This is a genomic window from Amaricoccus sp. W119 (assembly GCF_047275745.1).
GTDB lineage: Bacteria > Pseudomonadota > Alphaproteobacteria > Rhodobacterales > Rhodobacteraceae > Amaricoccus.
On sequence record NZ_JBKQWU010000051.1, the window covers coordinates 1 to 22,678 of the forward strand.

Genomic DNA, 22,678 nt, shown 5'->3' on the forward strand with positions numbered 1-22,678 from the left:
GCAAGCGGGAAACTCTAGTCGGGCTACGCCCTCCCGCCGTTCCCCGCTTGCGGCGCCAAGTGGCCTACTTTTGCGCCGCCCAACGGCCTGGTTTTGCTCCGCCGTTGACACATGGATGCGCTCGTTCGGCGATCTCCAGCGGATCGGCATCGAGTCGACCGGCAGCTATGGCGCGGCCCTGTTGCGCCATATGCGAGCCGCCGGCGTCGAGGTTCTGGAGGTCACGACGCCCGATCGTCGCGATCGGTGCAAGCGGGGCAAGAATGATGATCTTGATGCCGAGAACGCCGCCCATGCCGCGTTTTCCAGACAGCGGACCGTCACTCCGAAAGGCCGCGACGGCATGGTGGAATCTCTCAGGGTTTTGCGGGCTTGCCGGAAGACCGCGGTCAATGCGCGACGGATCGCCCTGCAGATGATCCATAACACGATCATCGCGGCGCCGGAGGGATTGCGCGACCAGCTTCGTCGCTTGACGCGGATGAAGCTGATCCGGACGCTCGCCGCCTGGCGCCCGGACATGACCGCCTATCGCGAGATCGAAGCCGCATATCGCATCAGTCTCAAGTCGCTCGCGCGCCGCTACCTCGAGCTGCACGACGAGATCGCCGACCTCGACGTGATGATCGGGGCCATCGTTGAGGATCTCATCCCCGAGTTGGTCGCGCGGAATTCCATCGGCCATAACGGCGCCGCCCAGCTGCTGCTTACCGCGGGCGACAACCCTGAGCGCCTGAAGTCCGAGGCCAGCTTCGCGGCGCTCCGCGGCGTAAGTCCCGTCCCGGCTTCGTCGGGGAAGACCGTGCGCCACCGTCTCAACCGTGGCGGCGACCGGGCGGCTAACAGCGCGTTGCACCTCATCGCGATCGGCCGGATCAGGACGGACGAAAGGACCCAAGCGTATGTCGCCCGTCGCGTCGCGGAAGGACATTCCAAACTCGANCACGACCCGCATCGTGGCTTGACGCAAAAGGCAGTTTTACCTGGAGTTTACGATCGATTAGTGGCGGACTGGGGAGGATTCGAACCCCCGACCCCTTGATTCGTAGTCAAGTGCTCTATCCAACTGAGCTACCAATCCGTCGGGGGTGCAGATAGCTGGCCGGGCGGGGATTCGCAAGGGTCAAATCCCGGTTTTCCCCGTTCCTGTCAGGGTTTCGCCGCGATAGGCGAGGTTCGGGCCGGGCGGCCCGAGGGAACGCCGGCCGGACCGGCGGCTGTCGCGGATCGCCGGCGAAGCGGGGAGGCGGGTGAGGGAGCCGGTCGTCGCCCTCGGCATGGGACCGGTGTCAGCGAATGTTGAAGCGGACCGGGACCTGGATGTCGAGACTCGTTCCCGGAGGCGGCGCCGGCACGGGCGAGGAACGCTGGATCATCGCCATGACGGCTTCGTCGAGTTCCGGCACTCCGGACGATCGCGCCAGCCGCGCGGAGAGGATGTTGCCGGAGGGATCGATCGAGAACCGGACCGTCGCGACGCCCTCCTTGCGCTGCCGCTTGGCGGCGGCGGGATAGCGCTTGCGGCGCTCGAGATGCGCCATGAGCTTCGCGTGCCAGCGCTGCGATCCAGCGGCGGAGACGGCGGGGGCCTTCGCGGTCTGGCGGACGGCCTCCTTCGGGGGAGCCTTCTTCGGGGGCGCGGGCCGGGCCTTTTCCACCACCTTGGGCTTCTCGGGCCGGGGCTCGGGCTTCGCCGGAAGCACCGCCTCGGCGGTGTCGATGACCGGCAGTTCCGGCTCTTCCATCGGTTCGAGTTCGGGAACCTCCTCGACCTTCTCGAGCGGCGGCGCGTCCTCCACCGGATCGGGCGTGTCCTCGGTCTCGACGGGGTTCAATTCTTCCGGAGCTTCGATCGGGTCGGTCTCGGGCGGCGGCGCGTCATGGCGCTGCTCGCTCATCTGGGAGTCCTCGGTGATCGGCGCTTCCGGCTCCGGGGCCAGGTCGATCATCACCGCCGATTCCGAGAAGGGCGCGGCGGTCAGCGGCTCGGGCCGGCTCTGCATCGCCCAGGCGGCCACGCCCGCGTGGACGGCGAGAATCGTCGCCCCGGCGAGGGCATAGCCGCCCGCCTCGCGCATCGGCCGCCTGCGCAGCGCCTGCGAGAAGTCGCCGACCGGCGCCGGCTGGTCCCCGGGTCCGCTCATGGCGCGGGCGTGACGGAACCCGCGGTCGGCTGAGCCGCGGCGGTGCCTCCGGCCGCGGTCTCGAGGCCGACCAGCGCGATCTTCAGATAGCCCGCGTTGCGCAGCAGGTTCATCACGTCCATCAGATTCCCATAGGGCACGGCTTCGTCGGCGCGCAGGTAGATCCGGGTTTCCTTGTCGCCGGCGGCGCGGCCGTCGACCGTCGCGCCGAGCGCCTCGCGCGGGATCGTGTCATTGCCGAGCGCCAGCGTGAGGTCGCGCTTCAGCGTCACATAGACCGGCTCGCTCGGCCTCGGCTGCTGCTGGGCGGAGGAGGCGGGGAGGTCGACGTTCACATCGACCGTCGCGAGCGGCGCCGCGACCATGAAGATGATGAGGAGCACGAGGATCACGTCGATGAACGGCGTGATGTTGATCTCGTGGTTCATCTCCATGTCGTCGGAGACGGAGGAGGACTGCCGGATACCGCCTGCCATGGCTCACTCCGCCGCCAGATCGAAGGCGCGCAGGCGCCCGTGGTCGAGGTCCCGGCTCACCATCCGCTCCAGCCCCGCCGCGACATCGGCGAGCTGCTGGCGGTAGCCGGTGATCGAGCGTGCGAAGTGGTTGTAGATCACCACCGCCGGGATCGCGGCGACGAGGCCCATCGCGGTCGCGAGCAGCGCCTCGGCGATGCCGGGCGCGACCACGGCGAGGTTCGTGGTCTGCGACTGGGAGATGCCGATGAAGGAGTTCATGATGCCCCAGACCGTGCCGAACAGGCCGACGAAGGGCGCGGTGGAGCCGATCGTCGCGAGGATGCTGGTCCCGCGCGTCATGCGCCGTCCGGCCTCGGCCTCGATCCGCCCGAGATGCGAGCCGACGCGTTCCTTGAGCCCGTCGCCGCCGGAGCGGGGCAGGGCGGCGGCGGAGGCGCGGCTTTCCTCATGCGTCGCCCGCACCATCAGGGCGATGACGCCGCGCTGGCCCTCGAAGCTCCGGTAGGCTTCCGCGAGATCGCCGCAGTCGTTGAGCCGGGCGCGGGCCTTGCGCACCCGCGCGCGCGCGCCGAAGATCTCGAGCTGTTTCGCGAGCCAGACGGTCCAGGTGACCAGCGAGGCGATGAGCAGGCCGACCATGACCGATTTCACGACGATATCGGCGGCCATGAACATGCCCCAGGGCGACAGGTCATGGGGCAGGGTCGCTTCGCTCGCGGGGGCGCCGGCTGGCTGCCCGGCCGACTGCCCGGGTGCCTGCTGGGCGGCGACGGGCGGCGCCGGCACCGCGAGTCCGGCGCCGGGATTACCCGTCGGCGCGGAGGGATCGGCCGGCGTGGACTGGCCCGTTGACTGGGCTGCGGACTGGTTGGCGGCGGGCTGGGGCGCGGGCGGCGCTTCGCCGGGGAGCGCGGAATCGGCCGCGGGCGCGACGGGAGTCTCGGCGCGCGGAGCGGTGGGTGCGCTGGCGGGCGGGCTCGTGAGGGCCGGCGCTTGGGGCGCCTCGGTCGAGGGGGCCTCGACGGCGGGGGCCGCGGGCGGCTCCACTTGCGGCGCCGGCGGCGTGTCCTGAGCCATGGCCGGCATCATCGCGAGTATCAGGAGCCCGGCTCCCATCAGGGGCGCCGCGCCCCGCTTCCGCGAAATCTGTCCCATACCGCGCATTGATCCCCACCAGCCTCGAATGAACCCCGAACGGATGGCTGGCCGGAGCGCTTCGGGAGCGACCGGCTGGCTGGCATGCGGACGGTTCCGCCATCGGGTGGCGGCCGATCCGCCTTGAATCCGCCATTAACAACGCTCGGAACCGGGTGCAAGATCCGTTCCGGGGAAGCAAATTCAAACAGTTGCGGGTAAGTTTATGAAAAACCGACTAAAACGGTCAGTTGAACTCGCCGCGCGGGATGACGCTTTTTCCGCGCGGCGGCATGGAGAGCCGGGCTTTGGTCCCGGCGGGGAGAATCAGCCGCCGAAGGTATCGGCCACGTCGTACATGACCGGCTCGAACCCGCGGCAAAGCTCGGAGAAGCGGCGCGTGCGGTCGCGCATTTCCTGGGACCGCAGCATGGCGAGGAAATCCTCGCGCCGCGCCCATTGCGAGTAATTGGCGATCCTCGTGTGCGCGTCATTCACATGGAGCCCCGCGCCGAGAAACCCCGGCTGGTGCCGGATGAAATTCTCGTAGGCGTCGCGCAGTTCGTCGAGCAGGTCCTGGCAGGTGCCGGGCGTCATTTCGAATGTGGTAATGACCGTTTGCACCGCGGTGTCGCGCGAGATGGTCGGCATGGTCGATCCTCCGTTAACGGCGCGACAGTAGCAGCTTCGCGCGGGGAGTTCATCCGGATCGATTAGGCCGCCGTTAACCCTGCCCGCGTTTCCTCGCTCCGATGATGCGGAGGCGGAGATGCGCGCGGTACTGTTGGGCCTGATCCTGCTCTTCTTCGCCGGGGCGGCCGTCGCCGGCGCATGGCCGCGGGGCCGGGGCGAAGCCTTCCTCTCCTTCAGCCAGTCCGTTTCCTCCGGCACACCGGCGCTTCTCGCGCCCGATCTCAGCTTTCGCTCCCAGACATCCGTTTACGCCGAGTACGGGCTGACGGAGCGACTGACGCTCGGTTTCGACGGCGCCTATGGCTGGGGGCCGGAGGCGGATCTCTGGACCGGCCTCGCCTTCGCGCGCTGGCCTCTCGCCGAGACCGCGGCCGGGGACAGGTTCGCGGTCGATGTCGGTCTCGGGCGCCGCGTCGATTCGGAAGATGGCTCGGATACGCGCGCCCGGCTCGGCCTCGCCTGGGGGCGGGGGTTCGAGATCACCTGGGGGCAGGGCTGGATGGGCGTCGAAAGCTCGGCCGAGCGGCTGATCCCGGCGAACGACAGTCTCTACAAGGCCGATTTCACCATCGGGCTGAAGCCGGACGACGACTGGATGCTGATCTTCCAGGTGCAGGGCGGGCTCTATCCGAAGGCCGATCCGCTGGTCCGGATCGCGCCCTCCCTGGTGCGAAGGCTCGGCAGGCACGTCCACGCGCAACTCGGTGTCGACACCACGGTGACGGGCGAGCGCTCCTATGGCGTGAAGCTCTCGACCTGGCTCAGTTTCTGACGCGGGCCGCTCAGGCGCTGCCTTCGGCGGCGGCGCGGACCTGGATCGCATGAACGACCCAGCGGTCGCCGTCGCGCACCATCTGCCAGTCGATGAGATGCAGGCCCCCCGCCGCGTCGGGCATCACCGTCGATTGCAACCGCTGCCGCCCGGCTTCGGAGACCCCGGCGAAGGTGAGCGTGCCGCCGGTCACGAGCACCGGATGCTCGGCCGCGACCGCCGCGGCGAAACGGCGGCTTCCGCCGCTGGCCCGCCGCGTCCGTGGCGAGATCAGCCCGTCGGCGGCCGCGGCGTCGCCCACGCGGATCGCGCGCGCCAGTCCGGTGATCGCCGCGCGGATCTCCTCGGTCTCGTCCTTCCCGGATCGCGGTCCGCCCGTGAAGAATGCCCGCAATGCCCGCGGGAGCATGGCCCAATCTCCCCTTGCCGGAGCCGGTCGGAGAGATGAGACGCGCCCCGCGGCGCGTCTGTCAACCCGCGAGATCGTGCGGCGCCGTCTCCCGTGATCAGGCGTGATCAGGCCGCGAGTTCCCCCTCGAGCGCCGCGTTGATCAGGGTGATCGTCTCGTCGATGCCATAGAGCGCGATGAACCCGCCGAACCGCGGCCCCTGCGTCGCGCCGAGCAGCACCTCGTAAAGCGTTCCGAACCAGGCGCGGAGCGGGTCATAGCCGTGTGTCTTGCCGACCTCGAACACCATGTCCTGAAGCGCCCCCGCCTCCACTGGGCCGTCCCAGGCGGCAAGCCGGTCACGCAGGTCGGTGAGGGCAGCGACATCGCGGTCGTCGGGCGCGCGATAGACCTTCGCGGGCTTCACGAAATCCTCGAAGTAGCGCACCGCGAAGCCGGCCGCCTTGTCGAGCGTCGGATTGCTCTCCGGCGTCGCCTCGGGCGCGTAGCGGCGGATGAAACCCCAGAGCTGGTCCTTGTCATGCGCGTTCGCAGCGCTTGCGAGATTGAGCAGCATCGTGAAGGGCACGACCATGTCATCCGCCGGCGGGCGCCCGTGGTGGATGTGCCAGACCGGATTGGCGACCTGCTGGGCAACGTCCTGACCTGAATAGGCGCGGAGCTGCTGGTGGTATTCGTCCACCGCCTTCGGGATCACGTCGAAATACATCCGCTTCGCGGTCTTCGGCTTGCCGAACATGAAATAGCCGAGGCTCTCGGTCGAGGCGTAGGTCAGCCATTCGTCGATGGTGAGCCCGTTGCCCTTCGACTTCGAGATCTTCTCGCCCGCTTCGCCGAGGAAGAGCTCATAGACGAAATGCTCCGGCTTCGTGCCGCCGAGCACCTCGCAGATCCCGTCGTAGATCGGCGTATTGGTCGAGTGATCCTTGCCGTACATCTCGAAATCGACGCCGAGCGCGGCCCAGCGGGCGCCGAAATCGGGCTTCCACTGCAGCTTCACATTGCCGCCGGTAACGGGAAGCGTGGTCTCCGTCCCGTCCTCGTCGTCGAAGGTGATCGTGCCATCCGCGGCGTTCACGTCCTTCAGCGGCACGTAGAGCACCCGGCCGGTCGTCGGCGAGATCGGCAGGAAGATCGAATAGGTCTTCTGACGCTCCTCGCGCAGGCTCGCGAGCATGATTTCCATGATCGCGTCATACCGCTCCGCCGCGCGGCGCAGCACGGTGTCGAACTGGCCCGAACGATAGAACTCCGTCGCCGAGACGAAATCGTACTGGAAGCCGAAGGTGTCGAGGAACCGGCGCAGCATCGCGTTGTTGTGGTGCCCGAAGCTCTCGAATTCGCCGAACGGGTCGGGGACCGAGGTCAGCGGCCGCTGCAGGTTCTCGCGCAGCATCTCCTGGTTCGGCACGTTCTCCGGCACCTTCCGCATCCCGTCGAGATCGTCGGAGAAGCAGATGAGCCGGGTCGGAATGTCGGAGATCGCCTCGAAGGCGCGGCGGATCATGGTCGTGCGCGCGACCTCGCCGAAGGTGCCGATATGCGGCAGCCCACTCGGCCCGTAGCCGGTCTCGAAGAGCACATAACCCTTCTCGGGCGGCGCCTTCTCGTAGCGTTTCACGAGCTTGCGCGCCTCCTCGAACGGCCAGGCCTTCGATGTCAGGGCGGCTTCGCGCAACGCAGTCATGGGATCGGTCCTCAAGCGGGGATCGGGTGGCAGGAAGCGCCTCCTATGCGGAAACGGGCGGCTCGGGTCAAGGGAAGGGGCGTGTCCGGAGCCGCGCCGGTGGGGCGGGCCGGCCCGTTTGAAACCGTCCCGCGGCCGGCTTCTTTGTCGGACCTCTCCGCCGGGGTTGGCTCGCCGGGCCTTGTCGGCGCGGCGTCACCCTCGGTATACCCGACGCGAATTCGACATCCGGGGCGCGACATGGCAAGCGACTTTCCCACTCCCTCCTTCTCGGCGCAGGACGCGCTCGTGGCCGTCATGATCGGCGTCTCGGCCTCGGACGAGAACATGACGACGCTGGAACTCTTGTCGATCAGCCGCATGGTCGACACCTTGCCGGTCTTCGAAGGCTATGACCGCGACCGCATCCGGCTCGTCAGCCAGACCGTCTTCGACCTCTTCGCCGAGGAGGACGGGCTCGAGGCGCTCTTCGGGCTGGTGCGCGACGCCCTGCCGCATGCGCTGCAGGAGACGGCCTATGCGCTGGCCTGCGACGTGATCGCGGCGGATCTGCATCCGTTCCAGGCCGAGTTGCGTTTCCTGCTCGAACTGCGCGAGGAGATGAACATCGACCTGCTGCAGGCGGCCGCGATCGAACACGGGAGCCGCGCGCGGCACCGCCGCCTGCCCGCCATCGAGGGCTGACAAGCCGAATCCGGGTCTGTCCCGGTGGAGTGGTCCTGCCGGAGCGGCTCTATTCGAGCGGCTCCGCAGGGAAACCGATCACGCGGCGGCTCCGCCAGGTCCCGTCCGCCTCGCGCGCGAGAATGTCGAGCCGGCGCTCCTGGCTGGTCGAGACGGCGCCCGCGTTCTCGACGCCGAGCGTCCAGATCGTCCGTACCGCGGCGAAGTCGCCGGAGGGAGCGAGCAGAATTTCCTCGATCTCGGCGGCGTAGGTGACGTCGCGCGCCGGATCGCTCAGCGCCTCGCCGATCCGGGCGCAGGCGACCGTCTTGTCGGCGTCGGGCAGGCCCGGCCAGACGGCCACGAGGTCTTCGGCATAGGTCTGGCAGACAGAGGTCGCGTCGCGGCGGTTGAACGCCTCCGCCCAGGTGTCGAACTGGGCGCGGATCTCCGCCTCGGGACCCTCGGCGCGCGCGGCCGGGCTCGTGAGGATGAGCGCGGCCGCTGAGAGCGCGCGTGCGAGCGCGGCCCGCGTGACTGGTTTCGGCATGTTCATCCTCCGTAAAGCGTTGCCCAGCGGCGGAGCAGCGCCTGTTCCTGCTCACGGGCCCGGCGAGCCCAGGCTTTCGCGCCGGGCGGGTTGTCGCGCTCGGCGGCCGGGATTCGCGATCGCGCGGCGGGATCGGCGGCGAAGATGGCGAAGGCGAGCCGCCGGTCGCCGATCGTGAGGTAGCCCGCGAGCGCGCTGACGAAATCGAGCGTGCCGGTCTTGCAGAGCAGGCGCGCGCGGCTCGGCAGGAACCCGGGGTTGTCGGGCGAGGCGCCGATCCTCCTCTCGCGCAGCAGTCCCGCGAGGGGGCGGTGGGCGCGGGCGAGAACCCTGAGCATCTCGCCCGGTGCGATCCGGGTCGCATCGGTCAGCCCCGAATGATTGACGATCGACGCCCGCTCCAGTCCCAGATGTCCGCGTGCCCAGTCGCGCATCGCCGCGCCCGACCGGGCGAGGTCTCCGGGCGCCGCGCCCCGCGCCTGACTCGCGCGGAGGCCGAGCGCCTCGGCGGTGAGGTTGGTCGAGTGGAAGAGCATGTTCCGCACGAGATCAACGGCGGTGTCCGAGAGATGCTCCGCCACCACGGAGCCCGAGGTTCCGGGCGGGACAGTGCCGGAGGGCGCGGGTGGCCCAAGTCCCGCGCCGCCGAGCAGCGCGGAGAAGGCGCTCGCCGCGTAGGGCGCGGGGTCGCGGACCGGGAGCCAGATGCTGCCCTCGCCGCCGAGGTCGCCGCGCGGGATCTGCCAGACCTCGCCCGAGGCGCCAGTCGTGAGCCTGGGGCGCGCGCGGTCGGTTGGCGTGACCCGCGGCACCGTCACGGGCGCGGTGAAACGTTCGCCGGGGGCGGTGACCCGAAGCCGCCCGCCCGACCAGCTGAACCGCGCGCGGTTGTAGTTGAGGTTCAGCCCCGAGATCGCCGGGTTGTAGGCCGCGAGCGGCGGCTGGTCGCGGTCGATCATCCCGATGGCCGGAAGCGCGCCGCTCGCCGTCCAGAGCCGCCGCGGGCGCTGTCCGCTCCGCGCCACCTCCCCGGCGAGATCGCCGAGTGCGTCGGTATCGAGCCCCGGGTCGCCGTCGCCGATCAGGACGAGGTCGCCGCCCGCCATGATCACCCGGGTCCGGAACCGGTAGTCTCCTCCGAGCGCATCGAGAGTGTAGAGCGCCGTCAGGATCTTGACGACGGAGGCGGGCGGAAACTGGTCGTTCGCGCGGTGGGATTCGAGCAACGCGCCCCGGTTCAGGTCCGTGCCGAGATCCATGACGGCGAAGCCGCTGCCTCGGCCGAGCCCCGAGCGCGCGAAGATCGCGCCGATGTCCTCGGCACCCGTCGCCGCGCGCGCGCGGGATGGCATCGACGCGGGTAGCAACGCGCTGGCCCCCGCACCCGCCAGCCCCGCCAGGATCTCCCGGCGGGACGGGTCGGAACGTCGCGCTCGGCGCGGGGGCAACCGAGGTCTCAGCAGGCGCCTTCGATCAGCGCGCCGCCATCCGCGTCGAAGCCGGTCAGGCTGAAGCGGCAGCCGTCGACTTCCTGCTCCTCGCCGACCGCGACGGTCGAACGCGTCTGACCATTGACCGCCACCGTGGCGGTGCCGTCCTCCGCGTTGACGGCGGAGACGAAGACGCGCAGCTTGTCGGGTGCGATCACGGCGGTCGAGCCCGGCTTCAGCCCGGCCTCGCCCGCGTCCGCCTCACCAGCTGCCGCCTCGCCCCCTTCGCCGCCGGCTCCAGCCCCGGCATCGGCTTCATCACCGCTCTCGGCGGTCGCCTCCGCGGCGGCGGCGCCCTCGCCAGCCGCCGGCGCGCCCGAGGCCGCGGCTCCGGCGGCCGCTCCGGCTCCCATTCCGGCCCCGAGCTTCGCCAGTTCCTCGCGCAGGCTGTCGATCTGGCTCTTTACCGCGTCGCTCACGCCCGAGCCGAGGTCACCGACCACGCCGGAAACGGATTCGCCGATCCCCTCGATCTGTGTCCCGAGGTTCGCGAGCGAGTCGTCCTGCCGCGTTCCGAGGTCGGCGAAGGCCGTTTCCATCCCGCCGAGCCTCGCGTCGAGGCCGTCGACCTTGCCGGTGATCGCATCGACCTTGCCCGCGACCTCCTCGACCCGCGTCGACAGCGCCTCGGCCTGCGCCGTCGCCTCTTCGGCCTCGCCGCCCCCGGAACCGCCCATCGAATAGCCGATGAGAATACCGACGAGCAGCGCCCCCGCGCCAACCATGACGGATTTGTTCATATCCACGTCCGATGCCTCCCTGTGATGTCCGCCCGGCCTTTTCCACCCCGGCGGGTCGGTTCGGGCGGCAGGTTAGCCAGCCGCGAGAGACCTGTCCAATGCCACGCGCGTGTTTCCGGGCCGAACGCGCAAAGCGGTAAATCTACCGCCGGTCCGGTGGCTTTTCCGGGGACATGAGCCCGCTCAGGACCTGGCCCGGGATGGCATCGGCGGCGTAGGCGAAGGTGCCATTGTCCCGTACCTCCTCTGCGGCGCGGCGCAGCGCGCCGAAGGCCGCGCGTGCGAAGGAGCCGCCGACGCTGATCCGGCGGACGCCGGCGGCGGCGAGGTCGGCCACGGAATGGCCCGGACCCGACAGGCCCATCACCACGTTGACGGGCTTGTCGACCGCGCCGCAAACCGCCCGGATCGCGTCGAGATCGGGGAGGCCGGGCGCGAAGAGCACATCCGCGCCCGCCGCCGAGAAGGCCTGGAGCCGCCGGATCGTGTCGTCGAGATCGGGCCGGCCCCAGAGAAAGTTCTCGGCCCGCGCGGTCAGCAGGAAGGGCAGGTCGTGCGCCGCCTCAGCCGCCGCGGCGACGCGCTCGACGGCGAGGGAAAAGTCGTGGATCGGCGCCCCGGCGTCGCCGGTCGCATCCTCGATCGACCCGCCGGCGAGCCCGGTCCCGATCGCCATCCGGATCGTCTCGGCGCAGGTCTCCGGCGCCACGTCGAACCCGTCTTCGAGATCGGCCGAGACCGGAAGCCCGGTCGCGCCCAGGATCTCGGCGGCGTTCGCGAGCACCTCGGCCCGCGAGAGCCCGGCGAAGGAATCGCGCTTGCCCTTCGAGAAGGCATAGCCCGCGCTGGTCGTCGCGAGCGCCTCGAAGCCGAGGCTCGCGATCAGCCGCGCCGAACCCGCGTCCCAGACGTTGGGAATGACGAAGGCACCCGCCCGCGCGTGCAGTGCCCTGAAGACTTCGAATCGCTCAGTCTGATCCATCGCTTCGCTCCCTCCGCCCGAGAAGCCTAAGCCATGAAGAACAAAAACGGAACATGAATCTCAGCGGCGCCAGCTCCCCCGACGGCGCAACTCGGTCGAGGACAGATCGACCATCGGCCCGGCGACGAGCACCCAGGCCGGCGGGTCGCGCAGGGCGAGCGCCGCCGCCTGCTCCTCGGGCAGGCGCCAGCGCGCGAAGCGCCGCGCGGCGGGCGAGAGGCCGGCGCGCAACTGCTCGCCCGGCCGCCCCAGCACCCCGACCGGCACCGTCGCGAGGATATCCTCCCAGCGGTCCCAGCGGTGAAAGCTCCGCAGATTGTCCGCGCCCATCAGCCAGACGAAGCGGACACCCGGATAGGCGCGCTTGAGCGCCGTCAGCGTCGCCTGGGTGTAGCGGGTGCCGAAGCGCGCCTCGATATCGGTGACGACGATCCTCGGATCGGTGGCGAGCGCGCGGCAGGCTTCGAGCCGGCGCGGCATGTCGGCGGGCGCGTCGCGTTTCAAGGGATTGCCGGGGCTCACCACCCACCAGACCCGGTCGAGGTGGAACGACTTCAGCGCCCAATGCGAGATATGCAAATGCCCCGCATGCGGCGGATCGAAGGACCCGCCCAGCAGACCGACCCTGAGCCCCGGGGGTGCGACGGGGAAACCGAGCATCCGCCCCTCCCGTGACGGTTTCGTGATTGTCGAGCTATCACGGGCCGGGGAGGCGATTGTCAATGCTCCCGCGGCGCGGGGGGAAATCCGTTTGACAAATCGGTGAGCGAGTCTCCACGGTCCCTTGCCAGCATCCCGCCAGCTCCGCGTCAGGTTCACAACGGAGATTCGGGTTGATCTGGAGAAATCGGGTTTGCGCGGCGTTCGTCGCCGCGACCGGGGCGAATGCCGTGGCGGCGCAGGACGATGGCCAGGCGATCGTCCTGCCAACGATCAACGTGGATGCGAGCCTGGCAGGGCTCGCGACCGGACCCACGGATTTCGTCGCGACCGAGAGTGGCACGGCCGGCAAGCTCGCGGTTCCGCTCGTCGAGACCTCCGCCTCGGTGAGCGTGGTCGGCGCGAACGAGATCGCCGAGCGTGGCGGTGCGAAAAACATCGGCGACGCCATCGCCTATACCCCGGGGATCTGGGTCGATCCCTCGTTCAACCTGACCAGCGACAGCGGCTTCACGATCCGCGGCTTCGGCAGCTGGGGCGCGAACTACCTCGACGGTCTGCGGATCGGAACCGGCGAGACCCGCACGGGTGGCCAGCCCGCGATCGAGCCCTATGGCATGGAGCGCATCGAGGTGCTGCGCGGGCCGGCGTCGGTGCTCTACGGCATGGTCGTGCCGGGCGGGCTCGTCAATACCGTCAGCAAGCGGCCCACTTTCTCGAACGATCGCGAGGTCATGGTGAGCTACGGCTCCTACGACCAGCTGCGAGGCGCCTTCGACCTCAACGGGGTCATCGGTGACGGCTCGTCCCTCGGATGGCGGCTGGTCTCTTTCGGGCAGACGTCGAACACCCAGATGGATCAGGTCGACGACGACCGGGCCTATCTTGCCCCGAGCCTGACCTGGAACATCGACGAGGACACGAGCCTGACGGTTCTCGCCTACTGGCGGCGGCTACGCGGCCAGGAATGGGCGAACGAGGCCCCGGCCGAGGCGCTGGAGACGGTACCGGTCAGCTTCAATCCGGGGGAGCCGGGCTTCGACCGGCGCGATTCCGACCAGTACGCCCTCGGCTACGAATTCTCGCACGCGTTCAACGACCGGCTCCGCCTCGTCCAGAACGCGCGCATTTTCCGAATGGATGTCGACTATCAGCAGGTCTTTGCCTGGTTAGGTCTGACAGGCAATCCGGAGCGGCCACTTGAGGTCGCCCGCGAAGGCCACCGGCAGGAGCAGACCGTCGATCTCCTCGCGGTGGACACCCGTCTGGTGGGGAGTTTCGCGACCGGCGCGCTGTCCCACGAGGCGTTCCTCGGCTTCGACTACAACAGGACGCGCGCGGAAACCTCGGTCGAATGGGCCACCGTGCCGCCGATCGATTTCGCCGATCCGGTCCGCGACATTTCGTTCGGGCCCTGGGAGGCCCAGGAAACCTTCGACAGCTGGAAGGAGGAACTGGGGATCTACGCGCAGGACCGCATCTCCGCCGGCCCGTGGCGGATCACGGTGGGCGGCCGCTGGACCGACGCGCGGACCGGAGAGGATGGCGACTTCGAAGAGTTCAACTTCAGTCAGGTCGATCGCGCATTCATCGCCAACGCCGGCGTCCTCTATCTGACCGAGGCCGGCCTCGCTCCCTATGTCAGCTTCGCTCAGTCCTTTCAGCCAGAGGCGGGCACGGACTGGCAGGGCGATCCGTTCGAGCCGACCCGCGGCGAGCAGTTCGAGGCGGGTCTGAAGTATCAGCCCCCGGGCCGCGATGCCCTGCTGACCGTCTCCGCCTTCCAGATCAGGCAGGAGAACCTTACCACGACTGATCCGGAGCATCCGGATTTCTCCCGCCAGACCGGTGAGGTCCGGATGCGCGGCGCGGAGCTCGAGGGCCGGGCCGCGATAGGGCCGGTCGATATCTCCCTCGCCTACACCTACCTCGACTCCGAGGTCACCGAATCGGAGGATGGCTACGAGGGCAACGATTATCCGAACACGCCCACGAATGTCGCCTCCCTCTGGGTCGACTACCGCCCGGAGACCGGACGCCTCGCCGGGATCCGCCTCGGCGCGGGTCTGCGCTACAGCGGCGGCGCCTGGGGCGACGACGACAACACCGTCTGGAACGACGAGCAACTCGTCGCGGATCTCGCCGCCGGCTATGATCTCGGACGGCTGCGGGCGGAATGGGCCGGTGTCACGCTCGACCTCAACGCGAACAATCTCGGCGCGGGCGATGACATGCACTGCTCGGGCTGGGGTTGCTACTACGTGGCCCAGCCGACCGCGAGCGCCAGTTTGACATATCGCTGGTAGGGCCGGGCGGGGCGGCGGCGCGCCCGCTGCGGACCGTTCCGCGCCCGGCGGTTCGCGATACCGACCGATTGCCGGGCGATGCGAGCGGGATCGGCTCGATCAGCGCGATTTCTTCTGGCCCTTGCCCCGCTTCGCGCGCGTGCCGCCCTTGCCCGCCTTCGAGCGCGGGATGGCGATGTCGACCTCCGCCTCGATCGCGGATTGCCGCGCCAGCGGATCGTCGGCGACCGCGAGTTCCACCGCCTCGAGCCGCTTGATCTCGTCGCGCATCCGCGCCGCCTCCTCGAATTCGAGGTTCTCCGCCGCCTTCAGCATCGCCTTGCGCAATCCGTCGAGATGGGCGGCGAGATTGGCGCCGATGAGCGGCGTCTCGACCTTCGTGGTGATCCGCGACTGGTCGGTGTCGGCCGGGAACAGCCCCTGCAGCACGTCGGCCACGTTCTTGCGCACCGTCGCGGGGGTGATGCCGTGCTCCGCGTTATAGGCGACCTGCTTCTCGCGGCGCCGGTTGGTCTCGGCGATCGCCCGCTCCATCGAGCCGGTGATCCCGTCGGCGTACATGATGACCCGGCCGTCGACGTTGCGCGCCGCGCGGCCGATCGTCTGGATGAGCGAGGTCTCCGAGCGCAGGAATCCCTCCTTGTCGGCGTCGAGGATCGCGACCAGCGCGCATTCGGGAATGTCGAGCCCTTCGCGCAGCAGGTTGATCCCCACCAGCACGTCGAAGGCGCCGAGGCGCAGGTCGCGCAGGATCTCGATCCGCTCCAACGTGTCGATGTCGGAATGCATGTAACGCACCCGGATGCCCTGTTCGTGCAGGTATTCGGTCAGGTCCTCTGCCATTCGCTTGGTCAGGACCGTGACGAGCGCGCGGTTGCCATCCGCCGCCACCCGGCGCAGCTCGTCAAGCAGGTCGTCGACCTGCGCCGAGACTGGCCGGATCTCCACCGGCGGGTCGAGCAGGCCGGTCGGCCGGATCACCTGTTCGGCGAAGACCCCGCCCGCCTGTTCGATCTCCCAGGCCGAGGGCGTCGCCGAGACGAAGATCGACCGCGGCCGCATCGCATCCCATTCCTCGAACTTCAACGGACGGTTATCCATGCAGGAGGGCAGCCGGAACCCGTGTTCGGCCAGCGTGAACTTGCGCCGGTAGTCGCCCCGGTACATGCCGCCGATCTGCGGCACCGTCACATGGCTCTCGTCGGCGAAGACGATCGCATTGTCGGGGATGTATTCGAAGAGGGTGGGGGGCGGCTCGCCCGGCTTCCGGCCGGTCAGATAGCGCGAGTAATTCTCGATCCCGTTGCAGACGCCGGTCGCCTCCAGCATCTCGAGATCGAAGTTCGTCCGCTGCTCCAGCCGCTGCGCCTCCAGAAGCTTGCCTTCGGACACGAACTGGTCGAGGCGCTGGCGAAGCTCGGTCTTGATCGCCTTGATCGCCTGATTGAGCGTGGGCCGCGGCGTCACGTAATGCGAATTGGCGTAGACCCGCGCGCTCCTGAGCGCCGCCGTCTTCTCCCCGGTCAGCGGATCGAATTCGTGCAAGGATTCGAGTTCGTCGCCGAAGAAGGAGAACCGCCAGGCGCGGTCTTCCATATGCGCGGGCCAGAGTTCGAGCAGATCGCCGCGTACCCGGAAGCCGCCGCGGGAAAAGGCGGCGTCGTTGCGGCGGTACTGCTGCGCGATCAGGTCGGCGATGACCTGGCGCTGGTCATAGGGCTGGCCCGCGATCAGGTCCTGCGTCATCGCGCCATAGGTCTCCGCTGAACCGATGCCGTAGATGCAGGAGACCGAGGCCACGATGATCACGTCGTCGCGCTCCAGAAGCGCCCGGGTCGCGGCATGGCGCATCCGGTCGATCTGGTCGTTGATCTGGCTTTCCTTCTCGATATAGGTATCCGAGCGCGGCACATAGGCCTCGGGCTGGTAATAATCGTAGTACGACACGAAATACTCCACCGAATTGTTCGGGAAGAATCCCTTGAACTCGCCGTAGAGTTGCGCCGCCAGCGTCTTGTTCGGTGCGAGAACGATCGCCGGCCGCTGCGTCGCCTCGATGATCTTCGCTGCGGTGAAGGTCTTGCCGGTGCCGGTCGCGCCGAGCAGCACCTGATTTCGTTCGCCCGCGGCGATTCCCTCGACCAGTTCCGCGATCGCCGATGGCTGATCGCCCGCCGGCGAGAACTCGGATTCGAGGACGAACCGCTTGCCGCCTTCGAGTTTCGCGCGCTTCGGGTCCGAGGCGGGAACGGTCAGCATGTCGACGAGGGGCATCGCGCTTGGTCCGGTGGTTCGAGGAACGGCTCGGGAGTCGATTGAGCAACATGGGCGATCCCGGGCGAAGTGCAAGGCCAGATGGGTCGGGCGCCGGTGTCGCGCCGGGTCCGGGCCACATCCGCACGCGGTCCACGCGCGTTCCGGGCGCCCGGATGCCTCCGCCTCCGGTCGATGCCGAAAATTTTCACTAAACCCTTGCGTGTATTTCGCCTGCGTTGTAGAAGGATTCTGCAAGCAGCAAAGTGGTCGCCGCCCGGGTGCGCATACCCACCCCACCCCTCGCTCCCTCGCAGCCGGACGGCGACCCGCTTGCAGTTTCCTCCCCGAACGACCGGCGCAGGACCTTCGAAGAGGTCAGGGCCTGGTCAGGCGGCCAGGGGTTGCGACTCGACGTGGGTACTCGGTGACGCGCGCAAGCCGGCCGGGCCGCGGATCAATATGCCTCCGAGATGATCTGGGCGAACTCGGCCTGCGCATCCTCGACGGACATCGACTCGTCGGCGAGGAAAGTGGTCGCGAGGTCGATGAGCGATGCCTGCGTGTCAGGCGTGATGTACTGCTCCACCCCGGGGATCGTCTTGCCCGCCGCCAGGATTTCCAGCCCCTTCTTCATGCAATCGCTGATCAGGGACATATCGAGGTCGCTTCGTACTGGCAGCGAGCCCTTCTTCAGGTTGAAGGCCACCTGCGTCTCGGGACTGATCATCACCGAGGCGAGCTTCATCTGTGCCTCGAGCGCCGCTTCGTCGTCGAGCAGCGGAAAGTAGAAGGCGTTGCCGCTGGTCGAGACGATATCCTGCTGCCCGAGCCCCGGCAGGCACTGATAGTCCTTGCCCGCCTCGAGCCCGGCCGTCTGGAATTCGGCCTGCGCCCAGTCGCCCATGATCTGGCCGCCGGCCTGCCCGGTGATGACCAGGTTCGTCGCCTCGTTCCAGTCCTGCGCCCGTGACCGCGCGCCGAGCCTTCGCACGTCGGCCAGTGCCTCGAAGACGGCGGTGACTTCCGGGCCTTCCGCGAGCTCGGCGTCCTTGTCGCCGTAGACCGAGTTGTAGAGTTCGGGACCACCGACCGACGCCATCACGACGTTGAGGACGAGGAGCGACTGCCAGGGCTGGCGCCCGAGAGCAAGCGGCATGATCCTGGCTTCCTCGAGCGCGGGTGCCGCCTGAACGAACTCCGCCCAGTTCGTCGGCACCGGCACGCCCGCGGTCTCGAACGCCTTGTTCGACAGGAAGAGCCAGTGCTGCGAGTGGATGTTCGTGGGGACGCAGTAGATCTTGCCGTCGACGGTGCAGGCGCCGAGGAGAGACGCAGGCTGGACGACATCCTTCCAACCCCCTTCCTCCGCGACCGGCGTCAGGTCCTGCATCAGCCCCGCCTCGATCAGTTCCTCCGCCTGCCGCCCGTGAACCAGCACGGTCGCGCCCATGGGGCTGCCGCCGCTGATCCGGCTGATGATCACGGGCAGCGCCGTGGTGCCGCCGCCGGCGATGGCCGCGTCGACCCACTTGTTCCCGGTCGCATCGAACGCCTTCGCCATCTCGGCGACCGCCGCCGCCTCGCCCGCGGAAGTCCACCAGTGCGTGACCTCGAGATCCGTCGCGTTCGCGGACCCGAGCGAGAGGCCGATGACCGCGCTGCTCGCAAGAAGCGCCCCGAGGTGTTTCATGGGTCCGATTCCTCCCGTTTTCTCAATAGGAACGCCGACCCCGGGCCTGGTCGGGGCACGGCATCCGCCAATACCGGTCGCCCGCGCGCGGTGACGGTTCTCCCGGGAGATCCTGGCCGCGGTCCGGCATGGGTGTCAAACGACATCGGCAAGCGGGCGAGATGCGACAGCGGGAAGCGGACCCGCTCTCGGCTACATGCGGTTTCAGAGTTCCGTGGCCGCGCGGCTCGTGCCGCGCCAGGGGCCCCAAGCGCGGCTTCCTACAGCAAGCCCTGGGACATGATCGTTTCTCCTCCCCCTCGCATCCATTGCGAGCAAGCGCGCAAGGCCCGGCGAAGGGCGTGGCCACGGCGCCGCTTGATCCCGGCGCGTGGATTGGCCATAACAATCGCGGTTGTTTCCTGGGAGATGTCGATGGTTGCGAGGATCTACCGGCCCGCGCGCAGCGCGATGCAATCTGGTACTGCGAAGACCCATGACTGGATCCTCGAATTCGCCCCCGCCGATGCCCGGGTCATCGACCCGCTGATGGGCTGGACGGGGTCCGATGACATGGACAGCCAGGTGACGCTCCGCTTCAAGACCAGCGCGGAAGCGGTGGCCTATGCGAAGAGCCACGGGCTGGCCTACCAGCTCTTCGAACCGAAGCAGCGCGCGCATGTCCTGCGGCAGAACGGCTACGGCGACAATTTCTCCGCGCAACGCCGCGCCCCCTGGACGCACTGAGGACCGCGCGGGCCCCGACCGGCCCGCGCGCCCGCGGCCCCTTAGCTCAACTGGATAGAGCAGCGGACGTCTAGGCGGCGGCTCTGCGCCGGAATAGGAGAGCGGAGCCAGCAGTTTAGGCGGGGAGGTTGATGTTGCGAACCGTTTTCCGAACCGCTATCAGGGAAGAACACGGCCCCGTAGCTCAACTGGATAGAGCNAGTTTAGGCGGGGAGGTTGATGTTGCGAACCGTTTTCCGAACCGCTATCAGGGAAGAACACGGCCCCGTAGCTCAACTGGATAGAGCACGGACCTTCTAAGTCTGGGGTTGGGGGTTCAAGTCCTCCCGGGGTCGCCATTAACCTCTATATCCTTGAACCTTCCGCAGAAGATGCACACTATGTTGTATCTCACGGTAAGGTAGAGGGCGCGGCGCATGTTGCTCAAATCTGTTCAAATCGACCATTTCAAGCACGTCCTTGATTCCACGCTCGTTGAAATACAGCCGGACATCACCTGTCTGGTGGGGAAGAATGAGAGCGGCAAGACCGCATTCCTTGACGCACTTCGCCGCCTCAAGCCAGCGCAGGGCAATGTCGAATTCAGCATTGGCAAGCACTACCCGGCTTGGCTGGAGAAGATGCACAAGCGCCAAGGGAAGAACCTTGAGCAATCAAAGCCCATTCAGGTCGTGTTTGAACTCAGCGATGCTGATGTTTCGTCGGTGGAGGCCGTCTTTGGCAAAGGCGTCCTGACTTCCCGAGTGTTCAGCCTCGCCCGCAGGTATGACAATCACTACAGCTACGGGTTTGAGGCTGACGAGGCGGTGGCTGTCACCAATGCGTCCGCCCTGATCGACCTGCCCAAGAAAGTCACCACTGCAATCGCTGCCGCCAAGACTTTCGTTGACCTCACGAAAGCGCTGACCGCCGCCGCAGAGAAGAATGGCGAAGATCAGCAAGTCCAGACTGCCTGCACCGCGCTGCAAGCGAAGATTTTGGAGATGATCCCTGCCGGCAGCAATTTCACAAGGTGCGTCTGGAAACTCCTGTTTGCACGTGTCCCGAAATTCTTCTTCTACTCAGACTATAGTCGACTGCCGGGCAAGGTTCGCATTCGTGAATTGCTTGAGGCCGATGCAGACAATCTTGATGAAGATGACCAGACCGCGCTGGCTCTGCTTAAGCTGGCCGGTAGCGATCAGGATTACCTTCTTGACCCTGACTATGAGACGCGGAAACGCGAGCTTGAAAACGTCGCCAACGCCATTTCACAAGACGTGCTCCACTATTGGACGACCAACACCGACTTGCGGGTGTTGATCGACATTTCGCAGGCGACGGAGAAGCGGGCGGATGGGCAACACGCCGTCCACGATGAAATGCATGTTCGGATGTATGACAATCGGCATATGCTTTCGCTTCCGTTCGATGAGCGCTCCTCTGGGTTTCAGTGGTTCTTCTCGTTCCTGACTGCATTCTCCCGTTATGAGTATGATGACACGCCGGTCATCATCTTGCTGGACGAACCCGCGCTGGGCCTACATGCAAAGGCGCAGAAGGATTTCCTCAGGTTCATTGAAGAGCGATTGGCGAAGCGATGTCAGGTGATCTACACGACCCATTCGCCCTTCATGATTCAGCCCGACCACCTTGAGCGGGCTCGCCTTGTTGAAGACAAGGGCCGGGAAACGGGTTCCGTCACGACTTCGGATGTTCTCACGACTGACCGCGACACGCTGTTCCCGCTGCAAGCCGCGCTGGGATACGACATTGCCCAGCATCTCTTCATTGCCAAAGACAATCTGGTGGTCGAGGGGCCGTCTGACTTCCTGTTCATGCAGTCCATCTCTGCCCGGCTTATTGAGGATGGGCGCGAGGGGCTGAACCCGCGTTGGTCCATCATGCCCTTGGGCGGCGCAGATGTGATCCCGGCTTTCGTCGCCCTATTGGGCAACCACCTTGATGTAACAGTCGTCGTGGATGCTCGCAAGGAAGGCCACCAGAAGCTGACAGCATTGGCTAAGGCCGGTTTCTTGGCGGAGAAGCGGATCATCACGATCGGCGAAATCGCCAACAGCAAGATGGCTGACATTGAGGACCTGTTTGCCAAAGACGACTATGTGGCGCTCTACAACGCAGCTTTCGGCAAAAAGGTCAAGGCCGCTGACCTGACGGGAACCGGCCCCATTGTTCAACAGATAGCCCGTGCGGAGGGTGTCGGGCGCTATGATCACAACGCCCCGGCGGAGGTTCTATTGAGAGAGCGGGCGAAGCGCGTTGCAGCCCTTTCGGCAGAGACGCTGGACGCATTCGAGGCCCTGTTCAAACGCATCAATGGGACGTTGGCGCAACAGTGAGCAAGCTCGGGGAAGCCGAGAGTGTCCTTCCGCGAACGGCTGACGAAGGCCGGGGCGATCAAGGCGCTGTTCGCGCGCTTCGACACGGCGATCCGCGGTGAACAGGCGACGCCACGGGTTCGAGCGAGCCTGTTCACGGGTACATCCCGATGGCGGGCCAGATCGTCGACGCGAGCCTGGTCTCGGCGCCGCGCCAGCGCAACACCGCCGCCGAGAAGGCGGAAATCAAGGCCGGGCGCGTCCCGCGCGAGTGGAAGGACAAGCCGGCGAAGCCGCGCCAGAAAGATCGCGACGCGCGCTGGACGCCGATCTTCGGCAAGGCACGGCTGCGCGAGGACGGGACGCGACACACCGACATCGCGATCCCGGTCTTCGGGTACAAAAGCCACGCCGGCATCGATCGGCGCCACGGCTTCATCCGGACCTGGGACGTCACGGACGCGAGCAGCCATGACGGCCGCATGTTGCGCCGGGGCTGCTCGACACCTCGAACACCGCCGCGACGGTCTGGGCCGACAGTGCTTATCGCTCGAAGGCGAACGAGGCCTTCCTCAAGAAGCATGGCTTCCGGAGTCAGGTCCACCATCGCAAGCCGAAGGGGCGCCCCATGGCGCCGCATATCCGGCGCGGCAACGCTGGCCGCTCAAAGGTGCGCGCCGCCGTAGAGCATGTCTTCGCGCGACAGAAGGGAGGGATGGGCCTCTTCGTCGTCAGGACCATCGGCGCCGCCCGGGCGAAGGTGAAGATCGGCATGGCCAACCTCGTCTACAACATCGGCCGCCTCGTTTGGCAGGAGCGCCGGCGCGGCCTCGCGTGAACCAAGGACACCGGCCCCGAGCCAATGAGCGCCGGCGAACAGGGTGGGTGGATTCCATCGCGAAGCGCAACGGCTCAAGCAAACCGGATCTGGACGTCCCTGCCAAGTTCGGAGAGGAACGCCTCGACCGGGGATGTGTA

At 67.5% G+C, this 22,678-nt stretch carries 18 protein-coding genes, 2 tRNA genes and 2 pseudogenes; 8 read left to right on the plus strand and 14 right to left on the minus strand.

The genetic code is table 11. From position 1 onward, the window contains the following. Nucleotides 1-112 precede the first annotated feature (112 nt). A pseudogene (locus ACLJK8_RS17895) lies at nucleotides 113-940 on the plus strand (transposase); the annotation flags it as partial. 64 nt (nucleotides 941-1,004) lie between these two features. Here ACLJK8_RS17895 and ACLJK8_RS17900 read toward each other — a convergent pair. The 5 genes from ACLJK8_RS17900 to ACLJK8_RS17920 form a co-directional block, all read right to left on the minus strand. Continuing rightward, nucleotides 1,005-1,081: transfer RNA gene (locus tag ACLJK8_RS17900), tRNA-Arg, on the minus strand. Between the two features lie 208 nt (nucleotides 1,082-1,289). After that, nucleotides 1,290-2,144: an energy transducer TonB gene (locus ACLJK8_RS17905; protein ID WP_413151709.1), complete on the minus strand. Its 855-nt coding sequence runs from the start codon at nucleotides 2,142-2,144 to the stop codon at nucleotides 1,290-1,292. Then, nucleotides 2,141-2,620 (minus strand): TonB system transport protein ExbD, encoded by a 480-nt coding sequence (gene exbD / locus ACLJK8_RS17910; RefSeq protein WP_413151710.1) that lies wholly within the window; start codon nucleotides 2,618-2,620, stop codon nucleotides 2,141-2,143. Before exbD ends, ACLJK8_RS17905 begins: the two co-directional genes overlap by 4 nt. A 3-nt stretch (nucleotides 2,621-2,623) precedes the next feature. Continuing rightward, nucleotides 2,624-3,778, minus strand: a complete 1,155-nt coding sequence (gene exbB, locus ACLJK8_RS17915) for a tonB-system energizer ExbB (RefSeq protein ID WP_413151711.1) — start codon at nucleotides 3,776-3,778, stop codon at nucleotides 2,624-2,626. A gap of 306 nt (nucleotides 3,779-4,084) precedes the next feature. Then, complete coding sequence (locus tag ACLJK8_RS17920; RefSeq protein ID WP_413151712.1) at nucleotides 4,085-4,408, minus strand: antibiotic biosynthesis monooxygenase family protein; 324 nt, start codon at nucleotides 4,406-4,408, stop codon at nucleotides 4,085-4,087. A gap of 118 nt (nucleotides 4,409-4,526) precedes the next feature. On the opposite strand from ACLJK8_RS17920, the gene ACLJK8_RS17925 reads away from it, so the two are divergent. After that, nucleotides 4,527-5,222 (plus strand): hypothetical protein, encoded by a 696-nt coding sequence (locus tag ACLJK8_RS17925; RefSeq protein ID WP_413151713.1) that lies wholly within the window; start codon nucleotides 4,527-4,529, stop codon nucleotides 5,220-5,222. A gap of 10 nt (nucleotides 5,223-5,232) precedes the next feature. Here ACLJK8_RS17925 and ACLJK8_RS17930 read toward each other — a convergent pair whose 3' ends face one another. Next, nucleotides 5,233-5,631: a DUF4864 domain-containing protein gene (locus ACLJK8_RS17930; RefSeq protein ID WP_413151714.1), complete on the minus strand. Its 399-nt coding sequence runs from the start codon at nucleotides 5,629-5,631 to the stop codon at nucleotides 5,233-5,235. 107 nt (nucleotides 5,632-5,738) lie between these two features. Next, nucleotides 5,739-7,319 carry a lysine--tRNA ligase gene (locus ACLJK8_RS17935; protein WP_413151715.1) on the minus strand — a complete coding sequence of 527 codons (1,581 nt, stop codon included), beginning with the start codon at nucleotides 7,317-7,319 and terminating at the stop codon, nucleotides 5,739-5,741. A gap of 240 nt (nucleotides 7,320-7,559) precedes the next feature. Between ACLJK8_RS17935 and ACLJK8_RS17940 the strand changes: the two genes are divergently transcribed. Next, on the plus strand, nucleotides 7,560-8,003 hold the full coding sequence (locus ACLJK8_RS17940) for a tellurite resistance TerB family protein (RefSeq protein WP_413151716.1): 444 nt from the start codon (nucleotides 7,560-7,562) through the stop codon (nucleotides 8,001-8,003). A gap of 49 nt (nucleotides 8,004-8,052) precedes the next feature. Here the strand turns inward: ACLJK8_RS17940 and ACLJK8_RS17945 are convergent, their stop codons facing one another. The 5 genes from ACLJK8_RS17945 to ACLJK8_RS17965 form a co-directional block, all read right to left on the minus strand. Beyond that, on the minus strand, nucleotides 8,053-8,532 hold the full coding sequence (locus tag ACLJK8_RS17945) for a YybH family protein (RefSeq protein ID WP_413151717.1): 480 nt from the start codon (nucleotides 8,530-8,532) through the stop codon (nucleotides 8,053-8,055). Nucleotides 8,533-8,534: 2 nt separating this feature from the next. Next, nucleotides 8,535-9,884: a D-alanyl-D-alanine carboxypeptidase/D-alanyl-D-alanine-endopeptidase gene (locus tag ACLJK8_RS17950; RefSeq protein WP_413151718.1), complete on the minus strand. Its 1,350-nt coding sequence runs from the start codon at nucleotides 9,882-9,884 to the stop codon at nucleotides 8,535-8,537. Between the two features lie 104 nt (nucleotides 9,885-9,988). Next, on the minus strand, nucleotides 9,989-10,762 hold the full coding sequence (locus ACLJK8_RS17955) for a hypothetical protein (RefSeq protein ID WP_413151719.1): 774 nt from the start codon (nucleotides 10,760-10,762) through the stop codon (nucleotides 9,989-9,991). Between the two features lie 142 nt (nucleotides 10,763-10,904). Continuing rightward, entirely contained in the window at nucleotides 10,905-11,744 is an 840-nt protein-coding gene (locus ACLJK8_RS17960; protein WP_413151720.1) for an isocitrate lyase/PEP mutase family protein, read from the minus strand. A gap of 60 nt (nucleotides 11,745-11,804) precedes the next feature. Continuing rightward, nucleotides 11,805-12,404, minus strand: coding sequence for a nicotinate-nucleotide adenylyltransferase (locus ACLJK8_RS17965; RefSeq protein ID WP_413151721.1), 600 nt, complete (start codon nucleotides 12,402-12,404; stop codon nucleotides 11,805-11,807). Between the two features lie 173 nt (nucleotides 12,405-12,577). On the opposite strand from ACLJK8_RS17965, the gene ACLJK8_RS17970 reads away from it, so the two are divergent. Then, the gene (locus ACLJK8_RS17970) at nucleotides 12,578-14,710 is read left to right on the plus strand and encodes a TonB-dependent siderophore receptor (protein ID WP_413151722.1); all 2,133 of its coding nucleotides are present in this window, start codon (nucleotides 12,578-12,580) and stop codon (nucleotides 14,708-14,710) included. Nucleotides 14,711-14,809: 99 nt separating this feature from the next. Here ACLJK8_RS17970 and uvrB read toward each other — a convergent pair whose 3' ends face one another. Next, nucleotides 14,810-16,984 carry an excinuclease ABC subunit UvrB gene (gene uvrB, locus ACLJK8_RS17975; protein WP_413151723.1) on the minus strand — a complete coding sequence of 725 codons (2,175 nt, stop codon included), beginning with the start codon at nucleotides 16,982-16,984 and terminating at the stop codon, nucleotides 14,810-14,812. A 436-nt stretch (nucleotides 16,985-17,420) separates the two neighbouring features. Beyond that, on the minus strand, nucleotides 17,421-18,656 hold the full coding sequence (locus tag ACLJK8_RS17980; RefSeq protein WP_413151724.1) for an ABC transporter substrate-binding protein: 1,236 nt from the start codon (nucleotides 18,654-18,656) through the stop codon (nucleotides 17,421-17,423). A 414-nt stretch (nucleotides 18,657-19,070) separates the two neighbouring features. On the opposite strand from ACLJK8_RS17980, the gene ACLJK8_RS17985 reads away from it, so the two are divergent. From ACLJK8_RS17985 to ACLJK8_RS18000, 4 genes and pseudogenes are all read left to right on the plus strand, one after another. Next, nucleotides 19,071-19,382: an ETC complex I subunit gene (locus ACLJK8_RS17985; RefSeq protein ID WP_413151725.1), complete on the plus strand. Its 312-nt coding sequence runs from the start codon at nucleotides 19,071-19,073 to the stop codon at nucleotides 19,380-19,382. A gap of 261 nt (nucleotides 19,383-19,643) precedes the next feature. Beyond that, nucleotides 19,644-19,720, plus strand: a tRNA-Arg gene (locus tag ACLJK8_RS17990). Between the two features lie 78 nt (nucleotides 19,721-19,798). Further along, nucleotides 19,799-21,721, plus strand: a complete 1,923-nt coding sequence (locus ACLJK8_RS17995) for an AAA family ATPase (protein WP_413151726.1) — start codon at nucleotides 19,799-19,801, stop codon at nucleotides 21,719-21,721. A 137-nt stretch (nucleotides 21,722-21,858) separates the two neighbouring features. Beyond that, nucleotides 21,859-22,538, plus strand: a pseudogene (locus tag ACLJK8_RS18000) (transposase); the annotation flags it as partial. Nucleotides 22,539-22,678: the final 140 nt, after the last annotated feature.